Below are 17,212 nucleotides of genomic sequence, written 5' to 3' on the forward strand. Positions count from 1 at the left end.
CAGCGCGACGTGCCGTTGCTGTTCGCTGGTGACTTGCTGATCTACGTGCCGCGCCTCGGCGTAAACCGCGATGCCGGCCTGTCCGGTGGCGAGGCATCCGGCGACGGCGCGTGGCGCCGGATCGAGTGGCGCCCGGACCTGCTGATTGCATGACGGCGACAGGCTGCCGGCGGCGCCATGGCGCGCCCATTTTCACCATTTGGTAAACAGCGCCGGAACGACCCCGGACGCGGCGGGCGGCTTGTCAAGCGGGCCTCTATCGGGTACGCTCGGTCGTTTGCTCGGCTCGATTTTTGAGCGATTTGTGCAGGTTTTCCGCGTGACGTACCCGGTTTGCGCGGCCTGATCGGCCTTCCGGGCAAAATCCGTCACGCTTGCGTGTTGCGTCCCAGCCGTCTCCCTCGTCGTCCGTCCACAGCCACAAGCCGCGTGACCGAACGGCTACGCGGCCTGCCCAGCGCGCCCGTGCGGTTTCTCCTCCAGTTCAGAACGACAATGGCACTCATCGTACACAAATACGGCGGCACTTCGATGGGCTCGGTCGAGCGCATCAAGAACGTCGCGAAACGCGTCGCAAAATGGCATCAGGCCGGGCACCAGATGGTGGTCGTGCCTTCGGCGATGTCCGGCGAAACCAACCGTCTGCTCGGTCTCGCGAAAGAGATTTCGAGCCAGCCGAGCCCGCGCGAGCTCGACATGATCGCGTCGACCGGCGAGCAGGTCAGCGTCGGCCTGCTGTCGATCGCGCTGCAGGAAATCGGCGTCGAGGCCGTGAGCTACGCCGGTTGGCAAGTCCCGATCAAGACCGACAGCGCGTTCACGAAAGCGCGCATTCACTCGATCGACGACGAGCGCGTGAAGGCCGATCTGAATGCAGGCAAGGTTGTGATCATCACGGGCTTCCAGGGCGTCGATCCGGACGGTCACATCACGACGCTGGGCCGTGGCGGCTCGGATACGTCGGCGGTCGCGGTCGCGGCTGCGCTGGGTGCGGAAGAGTGCCTGATTTATACGGACGTCGATGGCGTCTACACGACCGATCCGCGCGTCGTCGAAGAGGCGCGACGCCTCGATCGCGTGACGTTCGAGGAGATGCTGGAAATGGCCAGCCTCGGCTCGAAGGTCCTGCAGATCCGCTCGGTCGAATTCGCCGGCAAATACCAGGTGAAGACGCGTGTGCTGTCGAGCCTGACCGATCCGCTGATTGCGCTCGACGAAGAAATGCGCTCGGGCACCCTGATTACTTTTGAAGAAGACGAGACCATGGAAAAGGCAGTCATTTCCGGCATCGCGTTCCAGCGCGACGAAGCACGCATTGCTGTGATGGGCGTGCCCGACAAGCCGGGCATCGCGTATCAGATCCTCGGCCCGGTCGCGGATGCGAACGTCGACGTCGACATGATCATCCAGAACCAGAGCGTCCAGGGCAAAACCGACTTCACGTTCACGGTCGGCCGTGGCGACTACCAGAAGGCGATGGACATCCTCACCAACCAGGTGAAGGGCCACGTGAACGCCGAGCAGGTGCAGGGCGACCCGAAGGTGTCGAAGGTGTCGGTCGTCGGCGTCGGCATGCGTTCGCACGTGGGCGTCGCGAGCAAGATGTTCCGCACGCTGTCGGAAGAGGGCATCAACATCCAGATGATCTCGACGTCCGAAATCAAGATTTCGGTGCTGATCGACGAGAAATACATGGAGCTGGCCGTCCGCGCGCTGCACAAGGCATTCGAACTCGACCAGGCATCGTGAATTTTTCGTGATGCGTTGAAGAAAATGCATCACGGAAATTGACGTACGGTTCGAAACCCTATATTATCTTGTTCTCGTCGCACTGCCTCCCTGGTGCGAGCGAAAGTTTGGGAGACGTGGCCGAGAGGTCGAAGGCACTCCCCTGCTAAGGGAGCATCTGGGCCAAAACCTGGATCGAGGGTTCGAATCCCTCCGTCTCCGCCAAAAGCGGTGACAAAGCCCCGCAAGTTCTCGGACTTGCGGGGCTTTTTCTTTTTCAGCCCATCACTAGGCCCATCATCGGGCTCCAACTGCCCCTAGGGCTCTGGGTCGTACGCTCGGCTCATTGCACTCGAGCCGGGGCTGCATATGGATGTTCGTGTAAAGCGCTCCTAGCCCAAGCGCTTCACCGTATCGCGCGATTGCCGGTAACGCGATGAGCAGGACGCGCGATATAACCGAGCTTCTTGATGTCGACGTGCAGTAAGTCGTCCGATGCCTCGTGTTCGTTGCGCTGAAACGGTTCGTGCGGTTGCAGGTCGCCCAATCGGGACAGTCCGGCGCGCGCAACACGTGTGACCGACGGTCGCTACAGACGCGTCCATGACGTTGCGGCAAGCGCTTCCGACGCAATTCCACGAACAGCAAGGCCGTTGTCGCGGCGGTTGGTGGGCCCAACTCGCCGATCGACGGCGATCATGGCGCCTTCGTGCAGGAGGTCCTAGACGCGACGGCTCAGTCAGCAAAACGATCCATGAGGCGAGGTGTCGCCCCCCGCCGGAGTGGGGCATGCGCTGGAGGTCGCAGGGTTTGGCGACAACGGAAACCCGACCATTACCCGCTGACAGCTTGGCAAGTGCTCAAGCATTTGACGGCCTTTTTTTCGCGCGGCGAACGAACTGTGTGCCGTCTATGAGGCGACTTACGAGGCGATTCTGGTCAACCTGTTGGGTAGTATCCTTCGCCGCGGCACGCAACGTTCGCATTCCTGATCACAATGGCAAGCTGATGCCGATGCCGATGCCACTGTCGCTGTCGCTGTCGTTGCAGTTCCGGTTCGCTGGTCCACCTTTGAGCGGGAAGTAGGGAATGCAGGGCTGTAAGAGGCCTTGGCGCTTCGGCAATGTGACAACTGCCGCGTTACATAGAAAGCTTCGGCGCAGTGTGGTTTGGATAGTGCTCGGCGGGGCTGAAGGGAGCCGTTTTCTTCGCCGCCCTCTCGGTCGCGCGTTTTCCGACCTGAACGATTTGTCCGATGGCAACGTCCCGGCATTTGATCGTGCCGACGACGATGATCATGTGGCGAATGCCCCGGATAGCGCGATCTTTGTCTCACCGACAAACGTGCAGAACGGCCCACATTCCATCTGGTGCGACAAATATGCTCAAGGCGCAATTGAGTCTGGTTGCGTGTTTCGCGTGTTGATGATGGCAAGGCCGGAATCCATTATCGCGGGACGGTGTTCGTCGGTGGAGCGGGTGTTGCCGGAAAGGCTGGTCAAGCGGGTCAAGCGGGTAAAGCTTCTGACATTGGTGGTGCAGTGGCGAAGATAAAGATGGTTCGAGCGTTGAAGTCAAGACCTACAATATCGAGACATCTGCAGGCCAAGAGCAATTGACCGATAACGTGTCAAATCAGGCGATATATTGGGCGAGCAATTGCCTTCGAATAAAGTCCAATCGCTTTTTGTAGACATTCGTGGTGACTTGCAAAATGTCATTCAGTCAATTGCCACGCGCAGCAACGGTATAATTCAGCCAAGCGACATTACCATATTGAGGTGGCACATGTCAGTTGGCGTACGAGTAGGGTCAATAGTTGACGAGGTCGGAGCGTCGAGCTTCTTTAATTCGTTCTTTTCCACAATTTGGGGGCTTTTGGAGCCCAAGGGTCCTGGAACGAAGTACCCTGTTGTGTCGAGCGAGTTTTACGAAGGAAGTGTGTCAGCGCAGCATGTCGAAAAAGCACTGGAGGAGTTGCGGGCGATTCGGGAGGAGTTGAAGAATTTTCCGCCGACTGCTGTGATATGGGATTACGAAGATCGGTCAAAACAACCTCCTTGGGGGAGCGATATTAGCTCGGATATTACCTCGATGAGCAACTACTTTGTGTCTAGCACAGGGCGCGATTTGTTCGATCTTCTAATCGAGGCCTTCGATGATGCGAAGCAAAATAAATCCGACGTTGCTATCGAGGAGGTTTGAGGCTGAGTCGGCATGAGTCGCGTGTATCATCTGCTCACGCTAAATTGGATTTTTGTATGTCCTTATAAAGAAGGTGTTTGGCGAGAATTCTTCCATCTCGATTTTGATCGCGGCGTAAGTGAAGATCTCACTGTCCGGGCCTGAGCGTGCAGGCCACAAGGAGTTCGTGTGTGATCGCGTGAATATGCCCAGCATCAGGCTCGGAGTTGGCTTCTTGTTCATGGCTCCGCGCGCTCAAGCGGTGGAGCCTCCACAAAACCCGGCGCGGTTCAGTGTGCCCGGCGCTGATCGGTTTGGCGTCGATAGGGCGGCTCAGCCGAGCTGGTCAATCCGCGGTAGCCGCCCTCGAACGCACGAGACGCGCAGGCCACTATGGGGAGCCGGACGAGATCCCGTTCAGCGCGTTATCGCGATAGCGTCGATTTCCACCAGGACGTCCGGCCGAAACAGCGACTCAACGCCAATGAGCGCACTGGCCGGCGCATGCCCATTGAGCCAGCGATCGCGAACCGTACGAATGGTGCCGAGCTGCTCCGCGCGGTAGCCGCGCACGTACAGGGTCATCCGGGCAATCCGGTCGAGCGAACTACCCGCATGACGCAACGTGCTATCCAGGTTCTGGAAGGCTTGCTCCAACTGACCGTCCAGCGTAGGCGCGACGCTTCCGTCGGCAGCCACCGGGACATGTCCACTGAGTAGCGCTAGATCGCCCTTTACAACGACGGCGCCAGAAATGCCGGGAATCTCCTGTCCACGGGCCGTGAGCGTTCGCAAGGTTTCTGCGGGCGCTGCCTGCGGCGCATCGGACGAGGCTTCCGGCGTATCGGTGATCTTGCCCGTGGACGACACGCTGTCGACGAACTCGCGAGTCGGCATCGCCCAGCCGAAATGATGGACGACCTCATTCAACACGTGTTGTTGCTGTTGGTCGGTGAACGCCGCGGTGGCATCACTCAGCACGATCGGTTCATAGCCCAGATCGTGCGCGGCGCGCAGTGTCGACTCAATGCAGACATGGGTGGCATAGCCGGCAAGGTACAGCCGAGTGATGCCTTGGCCACGCAGATAGTTGTCCAGATCGGAAGCGGAAAAAGCGCTGGCGCCTGCCCGTCCGCTGACAACGAATTCATTTTCAAGCGGCGCATACGGCCCATGGAACTGCCAACCACTCTCTTGCTTCTGCCAGGTGCCGGCCTTTTGAATTGCGCCACGCAGACCGAATCGAGCGCGCCCCAACTCCCGGTAGTCGGAAGACATCTGCAGCGTCGCGTGAATCACGGGCATACCCGCTTGACGTGCTGCCGCCAGCGCAAGCTTGGCGGCTTCCTGCGATCGAGAGAACTGATGCTCATCCTTGATCAGCCGTCTCAACTTGCCTTCTGGAGCAAGCCATTCATTGACAAATTCGATCATGAGCAGCGCAGATCGACCGTCGTTCGGCACGGTCGGTATCGGTTGGCGTGCAGATGCGGCAACGCTGACTTTAGGCTGCGACGAGGGAGGGGCTGCTTCACTGGAGCCGGCCGACATGGCGGACAACAAGAACAGTCGCGAGAACCAGTTTTGCGTGAATTTCAACATCTCAACCCCCTCTTCGATCAGTGAGGGTTCGACTATAAGGATGAACCCATGTCACGATAAGACCTTAGAATTCAGACTTATTGTGAATATGGGGAATGGTAGAGTGGATCCATTTACCGATATCAGTACCTTTGTCCGCGCGGCCGAGGCCGGCAATTTCACGCGTGCGGCACGATTGCTTCAGCTTAGCCCCTCAGCCGTGAGCAAGGCGGTAGCCCGCCTGGAAGCTGAACTGGGCGTTCGGCTGTTTCACCGTTCGCCGCGGCAGATCACCTTGACCGGCGATGGCGAGGTGTTCTTCGCAGTCTGCCGCCAGGGAATGACGGACATCGAGGACGCTCGCAGCAGGCTGGCGGGTGCGTCGCAACCATGGCGGGGCAAGTTGCGGCTCTGCGTCCCGGTGAGTTTCGGTCAGTATGTGCTGGCGCCTGCGCTCGGTGAATGGCTGAGCGCACATCCCGGGCTGGATATCGAACTGGCCTTGACGGATCGTCACGTCGACATGACGGCCGAGCGTTTCGACCTGGCCGTGATGTTGGGAGAAGTGCCGGACTCCCGGCTGGTGGCCCGCCCGTTGCCGGCTCATCGCTTTGTGACGGTCGCTTCGCCGGCATACCTGCAGTCGCGGGGCGTGCCCAAGACACCAGACGACCTGGTCGACCATACCTGTCTGCGTTATGTGATGGTCAACAGCGGACAATTCCGAGATTGGATGTTTGTCCGTGGCGGGGATCAGTACAGCCATTTCCCCGTGGGGCCGTTGGCCAGCGACCATGCATCAGCGCTCCTGGCGCTGTCGGAAGCCGGGGGCGGTATCTTGCAAGCTCCGCATTATGTCGTGGCGCCGTCGTTGGCCGCGGGGCGACTTGTTCCTGTCCTGGACGACTTCAAGAGCATCGGCGCCCCTTTGTCGGTGGTCTATGAGAAAGCTCGCCAAGCCTCCGCGCGCACCAGGCTTGCCGCCGACTTCTTGTTGGCGCTTGGCGACCGGCTGTAAGGCTGATGCGGGATTCAAAGTCATCGCGCCGCTGGTCGCGATGGCTCAGGACGCATTGCTGCTCGTGCTCGAACCGTTCTCCGTCGTACTCGACCCGCACGCACTGCAGGATGTCGCGCATGATGACGCGCGGCGATCGTCACGGCGCCGGCGTCGAAGTCGGATCTGCCCGCCGCAAGCTACATGATCGACGAGCGCAATATCGTCGATGCGATGACGCTCGCATCGTCCATTTTTCCGCGCTACACGACCACCATCGCACGGTGACGACTCGCATATCGGGCCGCTTGAGTCATCGATGATCGCAGTTGGGAAAGGGAGGGATGCGGGCGGAGCGACCATTCTCTCGACCTGCATCGTGTAAGGCGAAATGAAATAAAAATGAAAGTATTGATGTAAGGATCGGACGCCGCATGCTTGCCGTCCTGCCGGGCATCAATTAGCTCGTTTCGACCCTCCGAAAAGGCTCGTCGACGTCAAAAATGCGGCAGTGCGTCGTTTTTCGCGACCGCCGTAGTCGGGTAATACAAAAAATTACTCATAAAAATCAGTGATATAGACGGGCGCTAAAAATCGATGCTCTGCTGCGATGCAGAAAATAATCAATCGCCTTATGCTGGTTAACCCGATCGCGTTTGAGCGACGTCAAGTTTTCCGATGATGTCGCTTTACATTTTGCCAACACTGGCGATTCACGAAATCTATCTGTCGATTTGATTTCGTTCCTTTCGTCTCGCCTGTCCCCGATGCAGTGCGCGACTTCATCAAGGCCTAGTTGACATGCATGATTTCCCCTTCCTGAGCCTGGCCATCTGGGCTCCGATCCTGTTCGGCGCGTGCCTGCTGCGCGCCGGTTCCGACCAACATCCACGTCGAACGCGGCTGATCGCGCTCGTCGGCGCGCTGGTGGGGCTGGCGGCGGTCGTTCCGCTGGTCGCCGGTTTCGATGCGCACTCGGCTGCGATGCAATTCGTCGAAAGCCGCAACTGGCTGGCGGCATTCAATTCCGGATGGCGGGTCGGTATCGACGGCGCGTCGCTGTGGCTCGTCGTGCTGACCGCGTTCACGACGCTCGTCGTGGTGGTGGCGTCGTGGGAGTCGGTCACGGTGCGTGTCGCGCAGTACTACGCGTCGTTCCTGATCCTGTCGGGGCTGATGGTCGGTGTGTTCGTCGCACAGGACGGGCTGCTGTTCTTCATCTTCTTCGAGGCGACGCTGATCCCGCTGTACCTGCTGATCGGTACGTGGGGGCGGGAGCGGCGCGTGTACGCGGCCGTGAAGTTCTTCTTCATCTCGTTCGCCGGCTCGCTGTTGCTGCTGATGGCGATGCTGTACCTGTACGCGCAGTCGCATACGTTCGACATGGCCGTGTGGCGCACGCTGCAGCTCGGCTTCGCACCGCAGTTGCTGGTGTTCCTCGGCTTCTTCGCCGCATTCGCGGTCAAGGTGCCGATGTGGCCGGTCCACACGTGGCTGAGCGACGTCTATACCGACGGCCCGACCGGCGCCGCGCTGATGCTCGCGATGCTCAAGCTCGGCGGCTACGGGTTCCTGCGCTTCGCGCTGCCGGTCACGCCCGATGCGAGCCACTTCTTCGCGCCGGCCGTGATCGCGCTGTCGCTGTTCGCGATCGTCTATGCCAGCTTGATCGCGCTCGCGCAGACCGATCTCGGCAAGCTGCTCGCGTATTCGACGGTCGCGCACATGGGGATCGTGACGCTCGGGCTGTTCCTGTTCAACCGGATCGGTGTCGAAGGCGCCATCGTGCAACTCGTGTCGTACGGCTTCGTCGCGGGTGCGATGCTGTTGTGCGTGAACGTGCTCGTCGATCGCACGAAGCAGCGCGAGATCGCCGCGTACGGCGGTGTGGCGGGCGTGATGCCGCGATTCGCGACCTTCACGGTGCTGTTCGCGATGGCCAACGTCGGCCTGCCGGGTACGTCGGGGTTCGTCGGCGAGTTCATGGTCATCATGGGCGCGATCCGCTTCAATTTCTGGATCGGCGCCATCGCGGCGCTGACGCTGATCCTCAGCGCGTCGTACACGCTGTGGTTGCTCAAGCGCGTGGTGTTCGGCAAGGTCGCGAGCCAGCGGATCGCGAAGCTCGCCGACCTGAACCGTCGCGAGATCGTGATGTTCGCGTCGCTCGCGCTGGTCGTGCTGGCGGTCGGCATCGATCCGAAGCCGTTCACCGACGCGATCGATCCGACTGTCGGCAGGCTGATCGAAGACGCGAGCCATTCGAAGCTGCCGACCGGGGACGGCCCTGCGCAGCCGCAGCCGTCGTACATGGCGTCGACGCGCGGCTGAGCGCGGCACGTCGCGCGAGCGGGGCGCATCGCACGGCGGTGCGGTCGTTGCACACACATCGATTCGATCGCGGTCCGGCGCAGGCAGCGCCGGGCCCGCTTTCGGCTGCGTGAAATTGCCCCGCGACAATCTGTCTCACGGCAGATTCTGCAATGATGATTTTCCGCATTAGCTGGTTTTTCATCGCACTCGCGCGACGTATGATTCGGCCACTTTCGTGGATCGAATGCGCATCGGGCATACGCAAACGGATTCAATGACCCTCGGGCTGTGTGATGAAAAGAAAAGCTTCAAAAGGCTGGGTGGCGCTGATGTCGATCGGCGCGGCTTTGAGCCTGTCAGGCTGTAATTTAGATGTACTAAATCCGAAAGGAAGCGTGGGCGCTGCCGAAAAGGCGCTGATCGCGACGTCCACCTGGGCGATGCTGATCGTCGTCGTGCCGGTGATCCTGCTCACGCTGTGGTTCGCGTGGCGTTACCGCGCATCGAACCGCAACGCCACCTACGCGCCGAACTGGTCGCACTCGACCGCGATCGAGGTCGTGATCTGGACGGTGCCGACGCTGATCATCCTGTTCCTCGCCGTGCTCACGTGGAAGACCACGCACGAGCTCGACCCGTACAAGCCGCTCGAGTCGTCGGTGAAGCCGATCGACGTCGAGGTCGTCGCGCTCGACTGGAAGTGGCTGTTCATCTATCCGGAACTCGGCATCGCGTCGGTGAACCAGCTTGCGATTCCGGTCGGCACGCCGGTGAACTTCCGCATCACGTCGGATTCGGTGATGAACTCGTTCTTCATTCCGCAGCTCGGTGGCCAGGTCTACGCGATGGCCGGCATGCAGACGCGCCTGCACCTGATCGCCGACGAGCCCGGCAACTACGCGGGCACGTCCGCCAACTTCAGCGGCCGCGGCTTCTCCGACATGAAGTTCCGCACGCTCGCCGAGCCGCGCGAACAGTTCGATGCATGGGTGCAGAAGGTGAAGGCGTCGCCGGACCGGCTTGACGCGACCGTGTACGGCACCGTCGCGCAACCGAGCGAGAAGGCGCCCGTGCGCTACTTCTCGTCGGTCGATCCGCGACTCTTCCACAACATCATCGCGAAATACAACGATGGCCACGTCCTCGACCTGAAGGACGCCGCCTGCGGCACGAAGGGGTAACGCATGTTCGGCAAACTCACACTCTCGGCGATCCCGTTCGATCAGCCCATCATCATGGGGGCCGGTGTCTTCATGGGGCTGGTCGTGCTGGGCATTCTCGCCGCGCTGACGATCACCGGCCGGTGGAAATGGCTGTGGACGGAATGGCTGACCACGGTCGACCACAAGAGACTCGGCGTGATGTACATCATCGTCGCGCTGATCATGCTGCTGCGCGGCTTCGCCGACGCGATCATGATGCGCATGCAGCTCGCACTCGCGTACAACGGGCCCGGCTACCTGCCGCCGCACCACTATGACCAGGTCTTCACGGCTCACGGCGTGATCATGATCTTCTTCATGGCAATGGTGTTCATGGTCGGGCTGATGAACCTGATCGTGCCGCTGCAGATCGGCGCGCGCGACGTGGCATTCCCGTTCATCAACTCGCTCTCGTTCTGGATGACGGCCGTGAGCGCGATCCTGATCAACGTTTCGCTCGTGATCGGTGAATTCGCGCAGACCGGCTGGCTCGCGTATCCGCCGCTGTCGGAGCTGCAGTTCAGTCCGGGGGTAGGGGTCGACTACTACCTGTGGGCGCTGCAGATCTCGGGCGTCGGCACGCTGCTGACCGGCGTGAACTTCTTCGTGACGATCATCAAGATGCGCGCGCCGGGCATGACGCTGATGAAGATGCCGGTGTTCACGTGGACCGCGCTCTGCACGAACGTGCTGATCATGGCGTCGTTCCCGATCCTGACCGCGACGCTCGCGCTGCTCGGCCTCGACCGTTACCTCGGCATGCACTTCTTCACGAACGAAGCCGGCGGCAACGCGATGCTTTACCTGAACCTGATCTGGGCATGGGGTCACCCTGAGGTGTACATCCTGATCCTGCCGGCGTTCGGGATCTTCTCGGAAGTCATCGCGACCTTCGCGAAGAAGCCGCTGTTCGGCTACAAGACGATGGTGTATGCGACCTGCGCGATCATGGTGCTGTCGTTCCTCGTGTGGCTGCACCACTTCTTCACGATGGGCTCGGGTGCGAACGTGAATGCGTTCTTCGGGATCATGACGATGATCATCGCGATCCCGACCGGCGTGAAGGTGTTCAACTGGCTGTTCACGATGTATCGCGGCCGGATCGAATTCACGACGCCCGTGCTGTGGACGATCGGCTTCATGGTCACGTTCACGCTCGGTGGCATGACCGGCGTGATGATGGCGATTCCGGGTGCGGACTTCGTGCTGCACAACAGCCTGTTCCTGATTGCGCACTTCCACAACGTGATCATCGGCGGCGTGCTGTTCGGCTATCTCGCGGGCTTCAACTACTGGTTCCCGAAGGCGTTCGGCTTCAAGCTGAACGAGAAGCTCGGCAAGGCGGCATTCTGGTTCTGGCAGATCGGTTTCTACGTTGCGTTCGTGCCGCTTTACGTGCTCGGCTTCATGGGCATGACGCGCCGGATCAACCACTACGACAACCCGGCCTGGCATCCGTGGCTGCTGGTCGCCGCATTCGGCGCCGTGCTGATCGCGATCGGCATTGCGTGCCAGCTGCTGCAACTGGTGGTCAGCATCCGCAACCGCAACCTGCCCGAGTACCGCGATACCACCGGCGATCCGTGGGGCGGCCGCACGCTGGAGTGGGCGACCTCGTCGCCGCCGGCCGACTACAACTTCGCGGTGATCCCGCAGGTGCGCACGCTCGACGCGTATGCGGACATGAAGGCACGCGGCGAAGGCCGGCCGAACCCGGCATCGATTCGCGACATTCACATGCCGTCGAATACCTGCGCGGGCCTCGTGATCGCGATCTTCAGCCTGGTGCTCGGCTTCGCGCTGGTGTGGCACATCTGGTGGATGGCGATCGGCGGGCTGGTCGGCATCATCGCGACGCTCGTGATCTACAGCTCGCGCGATAACGACGGCTATTACATCCCCGCGTCGACGGTGCGGAAGATCGAAGACAAGCAGCCGACGAAGCGCGTGGCTGCGCGCGTCGACGACGTGGAACTGGAGGCCAACTGATGTTGCAGAAAACCTTGAGCGCAACCCTGCTCGAGCACGACGACCATCCGCCGTCGCACTCGGTGTTCGGGTTCTGGCTGTACCTGATGACCGACTGCGTGATCTTCGCGGCGCTGTTCGCGACATTCGCGGTGCTCGGCCACCAGTATGCGGGCGGGCAGACCGCGAAAGAACTGTTCGACATTCCGGGCGTCGCGGTGGAAACCGCCGCGCTGCTGCTGTCGAGCATCACCTACGGTTTCGCGATGCTCGCCGCCTACAAGCAGCGGCGCGGCGCGTTGCTCGCGTGGCTCGCGGTGACGTTCGTGCTCGGCGCGGCGTTTCTCGCGATGGAGCTGCGCGAGTTCTCGCACCTGATCGCGGAAGGCGCGGGCCCGCAGCGCAGCGCGTTCCTGTCGGCGTTCTTCACGCTGGTCGGCACGCACGGGCTGCACGTGACGGCCGGCCTGCTGTGGATGATCGTGCTCGCCGGGCAGATCGTGTTCCGCGGCGGCGACCTGACCGATCGCGACCTGCGACGCCTGACGTGCCTGAGCCTCTTCTGGCACTTTCTCGACATCGTGTGGATCTGCGTGTTTTCCTTTGTCTATCTCGCGAGCGTGATCTAAATGGCCCATTCGCATTCGTCTCAACTCGAAGAAGGGCACGGCAGTGTCGGCGGCTACTTCGCCGGTTTCATCCTGTCGGTGCTGCTCACGGCCGCGTCGTTCGGCCTCGTGATGGGCGGCGTGCTGTCGCCGCACGCGTCGCTGATCGCGCTTGCGGTGCTCGCGTTCGTGCAGATCGTCGTGCACCTCGTGTACTTCCTGCACATGAACGGCTCGTCGGGCCAGCGCTGGAACGTGATGGCGTTCAGCTACACGGTGCTGACCGCGGCGATCCTGATCGTCGGCACGCTGTGGGTGATGCACAACGTCAGCATGAACATGATGTCGCGCTGAGCGGCATCGCGGCGCAGCGGTCGATATCCATGCGCTTTCATGAACAAAAGGCGGCACGCGAGTGCCGCCTTTTTGTTTTTCCCGGCCGGGTTGCGCCGGGCAGCGGGGTCAGTGCCGGGCGCCCGCATCGGCCGTCAGCGCATGCGTGCAGTCCGAACGGTACTCGGCAGCGAGACGATGCTTCGCACCGTCGAGATCGTCGGGGTAGTAGGGGCTCGCGTGCGCCGGATCGTAGCCGACCTGTTCGAGTTCGGTCAGCTCGCGCACGAGGTCCGCACGCGTGACGTCGTGGCCGGTGTGGACGAACGGGTAGGCGTTGCATTCCTGCGGCGTCAGGTGAGGGGCCGCGAACGCGGCGGTGCTGGCGCATGCGAGCAGCATGCAGGCGACGGTAGTCGACAGTTTCATCCGGTAGCTCCTGGTTTCGCGGCCCGATGCCGCATGACGTCAGCGTAGGCGGCGCGCACGACGGGGCGGGCGACGCACGGATGAAACATCTTTTACCCGTGCGCCGAGAAGCTGGATGAAGCAATTTTCATGTAACGCCGGACGGCGACCGGGTCGTCTACGATAGTCGCGGGCGCATTGCGTGCGCCCGTCATGACGTTCATTGCGAGGGCAACCATGCGAGTACTGACGGTCGAGGATGATGCGGTGACCGCGAACGAAATCGTCGGCGAACTGACCGCGCGCGGGTTCGAGGTCGAGTGGATCGACAACGGCCGCGAAGGCATGCTGCGCGCGATGAGCGCATCGTACGACGCGATCACGCTCGACCGGATGCTGCCGGGCGCGGACGGCCTCGCGATCCTGACCGCGATGCGCACGGTCGGCATCGATACGCCGGTGCTGATGCTGAGCGCGCTCGGCGATGTCGACGAGCGCATCCGCGGGTTGCGCGCGGGCGGCGACGATTACCTGACGAAGCCGTTCGATTCCGGCGAGCTGAGCGCCCGCATCGAGGTGCTGCTGCGTCGCCGGCAGGCGTCGGGCGTGCCGCAGCAGACGCTGTTGAAGGTCGGCGCGCTCGAGCTCGACCTCATTTCGCGCTGCGCGCGTCGCGGGGCCGACGAGATTCCGCTGTTGCCGACCGAATTCCGCGTGCTCGAATTCATGATGCGCAATGCGGGCCAGACGATCACGCGCACGATGCTGTTCGAAACCGTGTGGGGCTATCACTTCGATCCCGGCACCAACCTGATCGACGTCCACATGGGCCGGTTGCGCAAGAAGATCGATCCGCCCGGCGCGAACCCGATGATCCAGACGGTGCGCGGCTCGGGCTACATGCTCGCGTGACGGAGGCGAGGATGGATGCGGCTCGCGCGGCGAACTTCACGCGCCGCTGGCACACGACGACGTTTCGCTGGCTGTGCGCGTATGCGGCGATCTTCTCGGTTTCGCTGCTGCTGCTCGCGGGCGTGATCAGCGTGGCCGCGACGCACACGATGACGCGCGACACCGACGAGGTGCTCGCGTGGCAACTGATCTATTTCGATTCGATTCCCGATGCCGAGCTGCCGCTCGCGATCCACCGGCGGCTCGAGCACGAGCACATGCATACCAGTTTCTACGGGCTGTTCGACGCGAACGGGCGCCGCGTGGCCGGTGACATCGCGACACTGCCCGCGCTGCGCACGGATCGTGACGGACGCACGCTGAACCGCACGCTTGCTCCGCTCGACGGCCAGCCCGCGCCGATCACGCGCGCGATGGCCGTGCGCCGCGACAACGGGATGACGCTGGTGGTCGCGCGCGACCTGTCGCATTTCATCCAGATCCGCGATGTCGCGATCCGCGGGCTCGTGATCGGCGGCGTGATGATCCTGATCGCGGGTATCGCGGGCGGCAGCATGCTCGGCATGCGGCAGATGCGCCGCGTCGCCGCGATCCGGCGCGTCACGCGACAAATCGCCGAGGGCGATCTCGGCAAGCGGCTGCCGGTTGGACGCCATGACGAACTCGACCTGCTCGCGCATCTCGTGAACCACATGCTCGACGAAGTCGAGCGGCTGATGGGTGAGGTGCGGCATACCTGCGACGGGATCGCGCACGATCTGCGCACGCCGCTCGCTCGCGTGCACACGATGCTGGCCCGGCTCGCCGAGCAGCCGTTTTGCGCGGACGACCCGGCGTCGTCGGCACTGCTCGCGTCGGCGCGCGACGAGACCGACCGGTTGCTCGAGCGCTTTCGCGCGATGCTGCGCATCTCCGAGATCGGCACGCTGAGCCGGCGTGGCGGCTTCGCTGCAGTCGACGTCACGGCGTTGCTGCGCGACGTCTGCGAGCTCTACGAACCGCTGGCGGAAGCCGTCGACGTGTCGTTCGAACTCGATGCGACACCGGTCGACCGTATTCATGGCGATCGCGCGTTGCTGTTCGAGGCGTTCAGCAATCTGGCGGACAACGCGATCAAGTTCACGCCACCGGGCGGCCGCGTGCGTGTCGCGCTCCATGCGACACCGAGCGGGCCGCTCGTGCGGTTCGAAGACACCGGGCCCGGCATCCCGCCCGGCGAGCGCGACGCGGTACTCGAGCGCTTCTATCGTGGCGAGCGCACGCGCCATGTGAGCGGCTCGGGGCTGGGACTGAGCATCGTCTCGGCGGTGACGCGCGTGCACGGCTTCGAGTTGCGGATCGGCGATGCGCCACTGGCCGGGGCGGCGATCACGGTCGAGTGCTGGCCGCGCTCGCTCGCATGACGGCGTCGGGGAACCGTCGATGCGCATCCTGCTGATTTCCCCGCCGAACCCGGAAGCCGCGCGGCTCGACAAGGCATTTCGCGAGAGCACGCATGGCGTCGAGCGCGTCGACGGATGGCGCGACGGCTGCTTCGTGGCGACGCAGGAGCGGTTCGATGCCATCGTGATCGTGGCGCCCGACACGGCCGCCGGCCCGGCGATCCTCGATGCGCTGCCGCGACTCGTCGCATCGGCCGAAGGCGCGACGATTGCGACGATCGTTGCCGGCGCGACAGCCGCGCAGCGCGCGCAGATACTTGAGGCCGGCTGCGACGTGTGTCTTGCGCATCCGTGTTCGTTCGTGGAACTGCACGAGCGGTTGCGCGCGCTGTGGCGCCGCACGGGCGTCATCGCGATGCGCGAGTCGATCCGGCTCGACGCGGCTACGCGCGCGCTCGAAGAGCGTGGCCGGCGGCTGGCGCTCAGCACACGGGAATTCCGTCTCGTCGAATGCTTGCTGCGCGAAGCGGGGCGGCCGGTCGGGCGCGATGCCGTGCTTCGTTATGCGTGGGGCGATGCCGATGTCGAACCCGAGACGGTCAACGCGCTGGTCGTGCGGTTGCGGCGCAAGCTGGCCGCGCACGCGTTTTCCGCGCGCATCGAAACGATTGCGCGATTCGGGTTCAGGTTCGACGCGGGCGGATGACGACGCGGTATCGCGTCGCGCTTGAGGATGGCATGTATGCCGCGCGTCGCGCGGCAGGTTCGATTGCGGGCGGTCAGTGCGAATAGAGTTCGCGGTTGAGCTGCGCGAGCTGGCCGTCGCGTTCGGCGCGGACGAGCTGGCGATAGACTTGCGCGCGTGTCAGCGGCGTTGCCGGCCGTGTGTTCCATGCCGGTTGCGACGACAACGGTGCGGTTGCGGTCGCGGCGAACGTCTGCGGCGCAGCCGCGGTGTCGGGCTGCGTTGCGCTGGCCTGGCCGGGCAGTGCGACGCAGAGGGCGGAAAGGGCCGTGGCGAATATCAAGGTCTTCATGGCGTGATCCTTATCGAAGGTCGAAGGTCGGAGGCCGGTGTCGCGGATGCGGTGCCGGCCTGACACACGTTATCGGGTGCGCCCGTCCGGGCGCCCGGCGTGCCGATGAAGAAACGTTCATGAACGTGCGTCGTGCCAGCCGCCGCCGAGCGCGCGCACGAGCCCGACGGATGCCTGCAGGCGTCGGGCGTCGACGTCGAGCGACGCGATCTGCGTATCGAGTTCGGTCGTCTGCGCGGTGACCACGTCGAGATAGCTGACCGCGCCGTCGCGATAGCGCGACATCGCCAGCGCAAGCGAATGCCGCGACGCGACGAGCGCCGCGTCATCCTGGTCCGATTCGTCGCCGAGGCGGTGCAACTGTGCAAGATCGTCCTCGACTTCGCGGAACGCCTGCAGCACGACGGCGCGATAGCGTGCGCCCTGTTCGTCGAACTGCGCACGCGCGTGGCGTACGCCGGCGGCACGCCGTCCGCCGTCGAACAGCGTCATGGCGAGACGCGGTCCGATCGACCAGATCTCGTTTGGCGCAGCGAGCCACGGCGAAAACGTATCGCTC

General features: G+C 62.8%; 16 protein-coding genes, 1 tRNA gene and 2 pseudogenes. 14 read left to right on the plus strand and 5 right to left on the minus strand.

The genetic code is table 11. From position 1 onward, the window contains the following. The 3 genes and pseudogenes from JYJ84_RS12300 to JYJ84_RS12310 all read left to right on the plus strand — a co-directional run. Nucleotides 1-153: pseudogene (locus JYJ84_RS12300) on the plus strand (TilS substrate C-terminal domain-containing protein); the annotation flags it as partial. Nucleotides 154-495: 342 nt separating this feature from the next. Continuing rightward, a complete protein-coding gene (locus JYJ84_RS12305; RefSeq protein WP_027787050.1) occupies nucleotides 496-1,749 on the plus strand; it encodes an aspartate kinase in 1,254 nt (417 codons plus the stop codon). 110 nt (nucleotides 1,750-1,859) lie between these two features. Then, nucleotides 1,860-1,953: transfer RNA gene (locus tag JYJ84_RS12310), tRNA-Ser, on the plus strand. A 193-nt stretch (nucleotides 1,954-2,146) separates the two neighbouring features. Here the strand turns inward: JYJ84_RS12310 and JYJ84_RS37765 are convergent. After that, a pseudogene (locus JYJ84_RS37765) lies at nucleotides 2,147-2,391 on the minus strand (IS481 family transposase); the annotation flags it as partial. A 426-nt stretch (nucleotides 2,392-2,817) separates the two neighbouring features. On the opposite strand from JYJ84_RS37765, the gene JYJ84_RS12315 reads away from it, so the two are divergent. Continuing rightward, nucleotides 2,818-3,282, plus strand: a complete 465-nt coding sequence (locus JYJ84_RS12315; RefSeq protein WP_205184066.1) for a hypothetical protein — start codon at nucleotides 2,818-2,820, stop codon at nucleotides 3,280-3,282. Nucleotides 3,283-3,375: 93 nt separating this feature from the next. After that, the gene (locus tag JYJ84_RS12320; RefSeq protein ID WP_205184070.1) at nucleotides 3,376-3,933 is read left to right on the plus strand and encodes an Imm70 family immunity protein; all 558 of its coding nucleotides are present in this window, start codon (nucleotides 3,376-3,378) and stop codon (nucleotides 3,931-3,933) included. Between the two features lie 396 nt (nucleotides 3,934-4,329). Here JYJ84_RS12320 and JYJ84_RS12325 read toward each other — a convergent pair whose 3' ends face one another. Further along, nucleotides 4,330-5,514 carry an isochorismatase family protein gene (locus JYJ84_RS12325; RefSeq protein ID WP_205169197.1) on the minus strand — a complete coding sequence of 395 codons (1,185 nt, stop codon included), beginning with the start codon at nucleotides 5,512-5,514 and terminating at the stop codon, nucleotides 4,330-4,332. A 103-nt stretch (nucleotides 5,515-5,617) separates the two neighbouring features. Between JYJ84_RS12325 and JYJ84_RS12330 the strand changes: the two genes are divergently transcribed. The 6 genes from JYJ84_RS12330 to cyoD all read left to right on the plus strand — a co-directional run bounded on the left by JYJ84_RS12330 (nucleotide 5,618) and on the right by cyoD (nucleotide 12,935). After that, nucleotides 5,618-6,511, plus strand: a complete 894-nt coding sequence (locus JYJ84_RS12330; protein ID WP_175222636.1) for a LysR family transcriptional regulator — start codon at nucleotides 5,618-5,620, stop codon at nucleotides 6,509-6,511. 780 nt (nucleotides 6,512-7,291) lie between these two features. Further along, nucleotides 7,292-8,821, plus strand: a complete 1,530-nt coding sequence (locus JYJ84_RS12335) for a NuoM family protein (protein ID WP_122945744.1) — start codon at nucleotides 7,292-7,294, stop codon at nucleotides 8,819-8,821. Nucleotides 8,822-9,096: 275 nt separating this feature from the next. Beyond that, nucleotides 9,097-9,984 carry a ubiquinol oxidase subunit II gene (cyoA, locus tag JYJ84_RS12340; protein ID WP_122945743.1) on the plus strand — a complete coding sequence of 296 codons (888 nt, stop codon included), beginning with the start codon at nucleotides 9,097-9,099 and terminating at the stop codon, nucleotides 9,982-9,984. A 3-nt stretch (nucleotides 9,985-9,987) separates the two neighbouring features. Further along, nucleotides 9,988-11,994 carry a cytochrome o ubiquinol oxidase subunit I gene (gene cyoB / locus JYJ84_RS12345; RefSeq protein WP_122945742.1) on the plus strand — a complete coding sequence of 669 codons (2,007 nt, stop codon included), beginning with the start codon at nucleotides 9,988-9,990 and terminating at the stop codon, nucleotides 11,992-11,994. Then, nucleotides 11,994-12,602, plus strand: a complete 609-nt coding sequence (gene cyoC, locus JYJ84_RS12350) for a cytochrome o ubiquinol oxidase subunit III (protein WP_034188894.1) — start codon at nucleotides 11,994-11,996, stop codon at nucleotides 12,600-12,602. Before cyoB ends, cyoC begins: the two co-directional genes overlap by 1 nt. Next, entirely contained in the window at nucleotides 12,603-12,935 is a 333-nt protein-coding gene (gene cyoD / locus JYJ84_RS12355; protein WP_122945740.1) for a cytochrome o ubiquinol oxidase subunit IV, read from the plus strand. Nucleotides 12,936-13,043: 108 nt separating this feature from the next. Here cyoD and JYJ84_RS12360 read toward each other — a convergent pair whose 3' ends face one another. Beyond that, a complete protein-coding gene (locus JYJ84_RS12360) occupies nucleotides 13,044-13,343 on the minus strand; it encodes a DUF4148 domain-containing protein (RefSeq protein ID WP_175222635.1) in 300 nt (99 codons plus the stop codon). 216 nt (nucleotides 13,344-13,559) lie between these two features. Between JYJ84_RS12360 and JYJ84_RS12365 the strand changes: the two genes are divergently transcribed. Genes JYJ84_RS12365 through JYJ84_RS12375 form a run of 3 tightly spaced genes read left to right on the plus strand, consistent with a single transcriptional unit; the run spans nucleotide 13,560 to nucleotide 16,322 of the window. Beyond that, nucleotides 13,560-14,234, plus strand: a complete 675-nt coding sequence (locus JYJ84_RS12365) for a response regulator transcription factor (RefSeq protein ID WP_043189293.1) — start codon at nucleotides 13,560-13,562, stop codon at nucleotides 14,232-14,234. An 11-nt stretch (nucleotides 14,235-14,245) separates the two neighbouring features. Further along, the gene (locus tag JYJ84_RS12370; RefSeq protein ID WP_174959510.1) at nucleotides 14,246-15,637 is read left to right on the plus strand and encodes a HAMP domain-containing sensor histidine kinase; all 1,392 of its coding nucleotides are present in this window, start codon (nucleotides 14,246-14,248) and stop codon (nucleotides 15,635-15,637) included. A gap of 19 nt (nucleotides 15,638-15,656) precedes the next feature. After that, on the plus strand, nucleotides 15,657-16,322 hold the full coding sequence (locus JYJ84_RS12375) for a response regulator transcription factor (protein ID WP_174959512.1): 666 nt from the start codon (nucleotides 15,657-15,659) through the stop codon (nucleotides 16,320-16,322). 73 nt (nucleotides 16,323-16,395) lie between these two features. On the opposite strand, the gene JYJ84_RS12380 is transcribed toward JYJ84_RS12375, so the two are convergent. Both JYJ84_RS12380 and JYJ84_RS12385 read right to left on the minus strand, forming a co-directional pair. Beyond that, nucleotides 16,396-16,653: a DUF4148 domain-containing protein gene (locus JYJ84_RS12380; protein ID WP_174959514.1), complete on the minus strand. Its 258-nt coding sequence runs from the start codon at nucleotides 16,651-16,653 to the stop codon at nucleotides 16,396-16,398. Between the two features lie 117 nt (nucleotides 16,654-16,770). Next, on the minus strand, nucleotides 16,771-17,212 hold a 442-nt coding region (locus JYJ84_RS12385), incomplete at its 5' end, for a TolC family protein (protein WP_205184072.1).

This window comes from Burkholderia sp. LMG 13014 (genome assembly GCF_905232215.1).
In the GTDB taxonomy this organism is placed as follows: Bacteria; Pseudomonadota; Gammaproteobacteria; order Burkholderiales; family Burkholderiaceae; genus Burkholderia.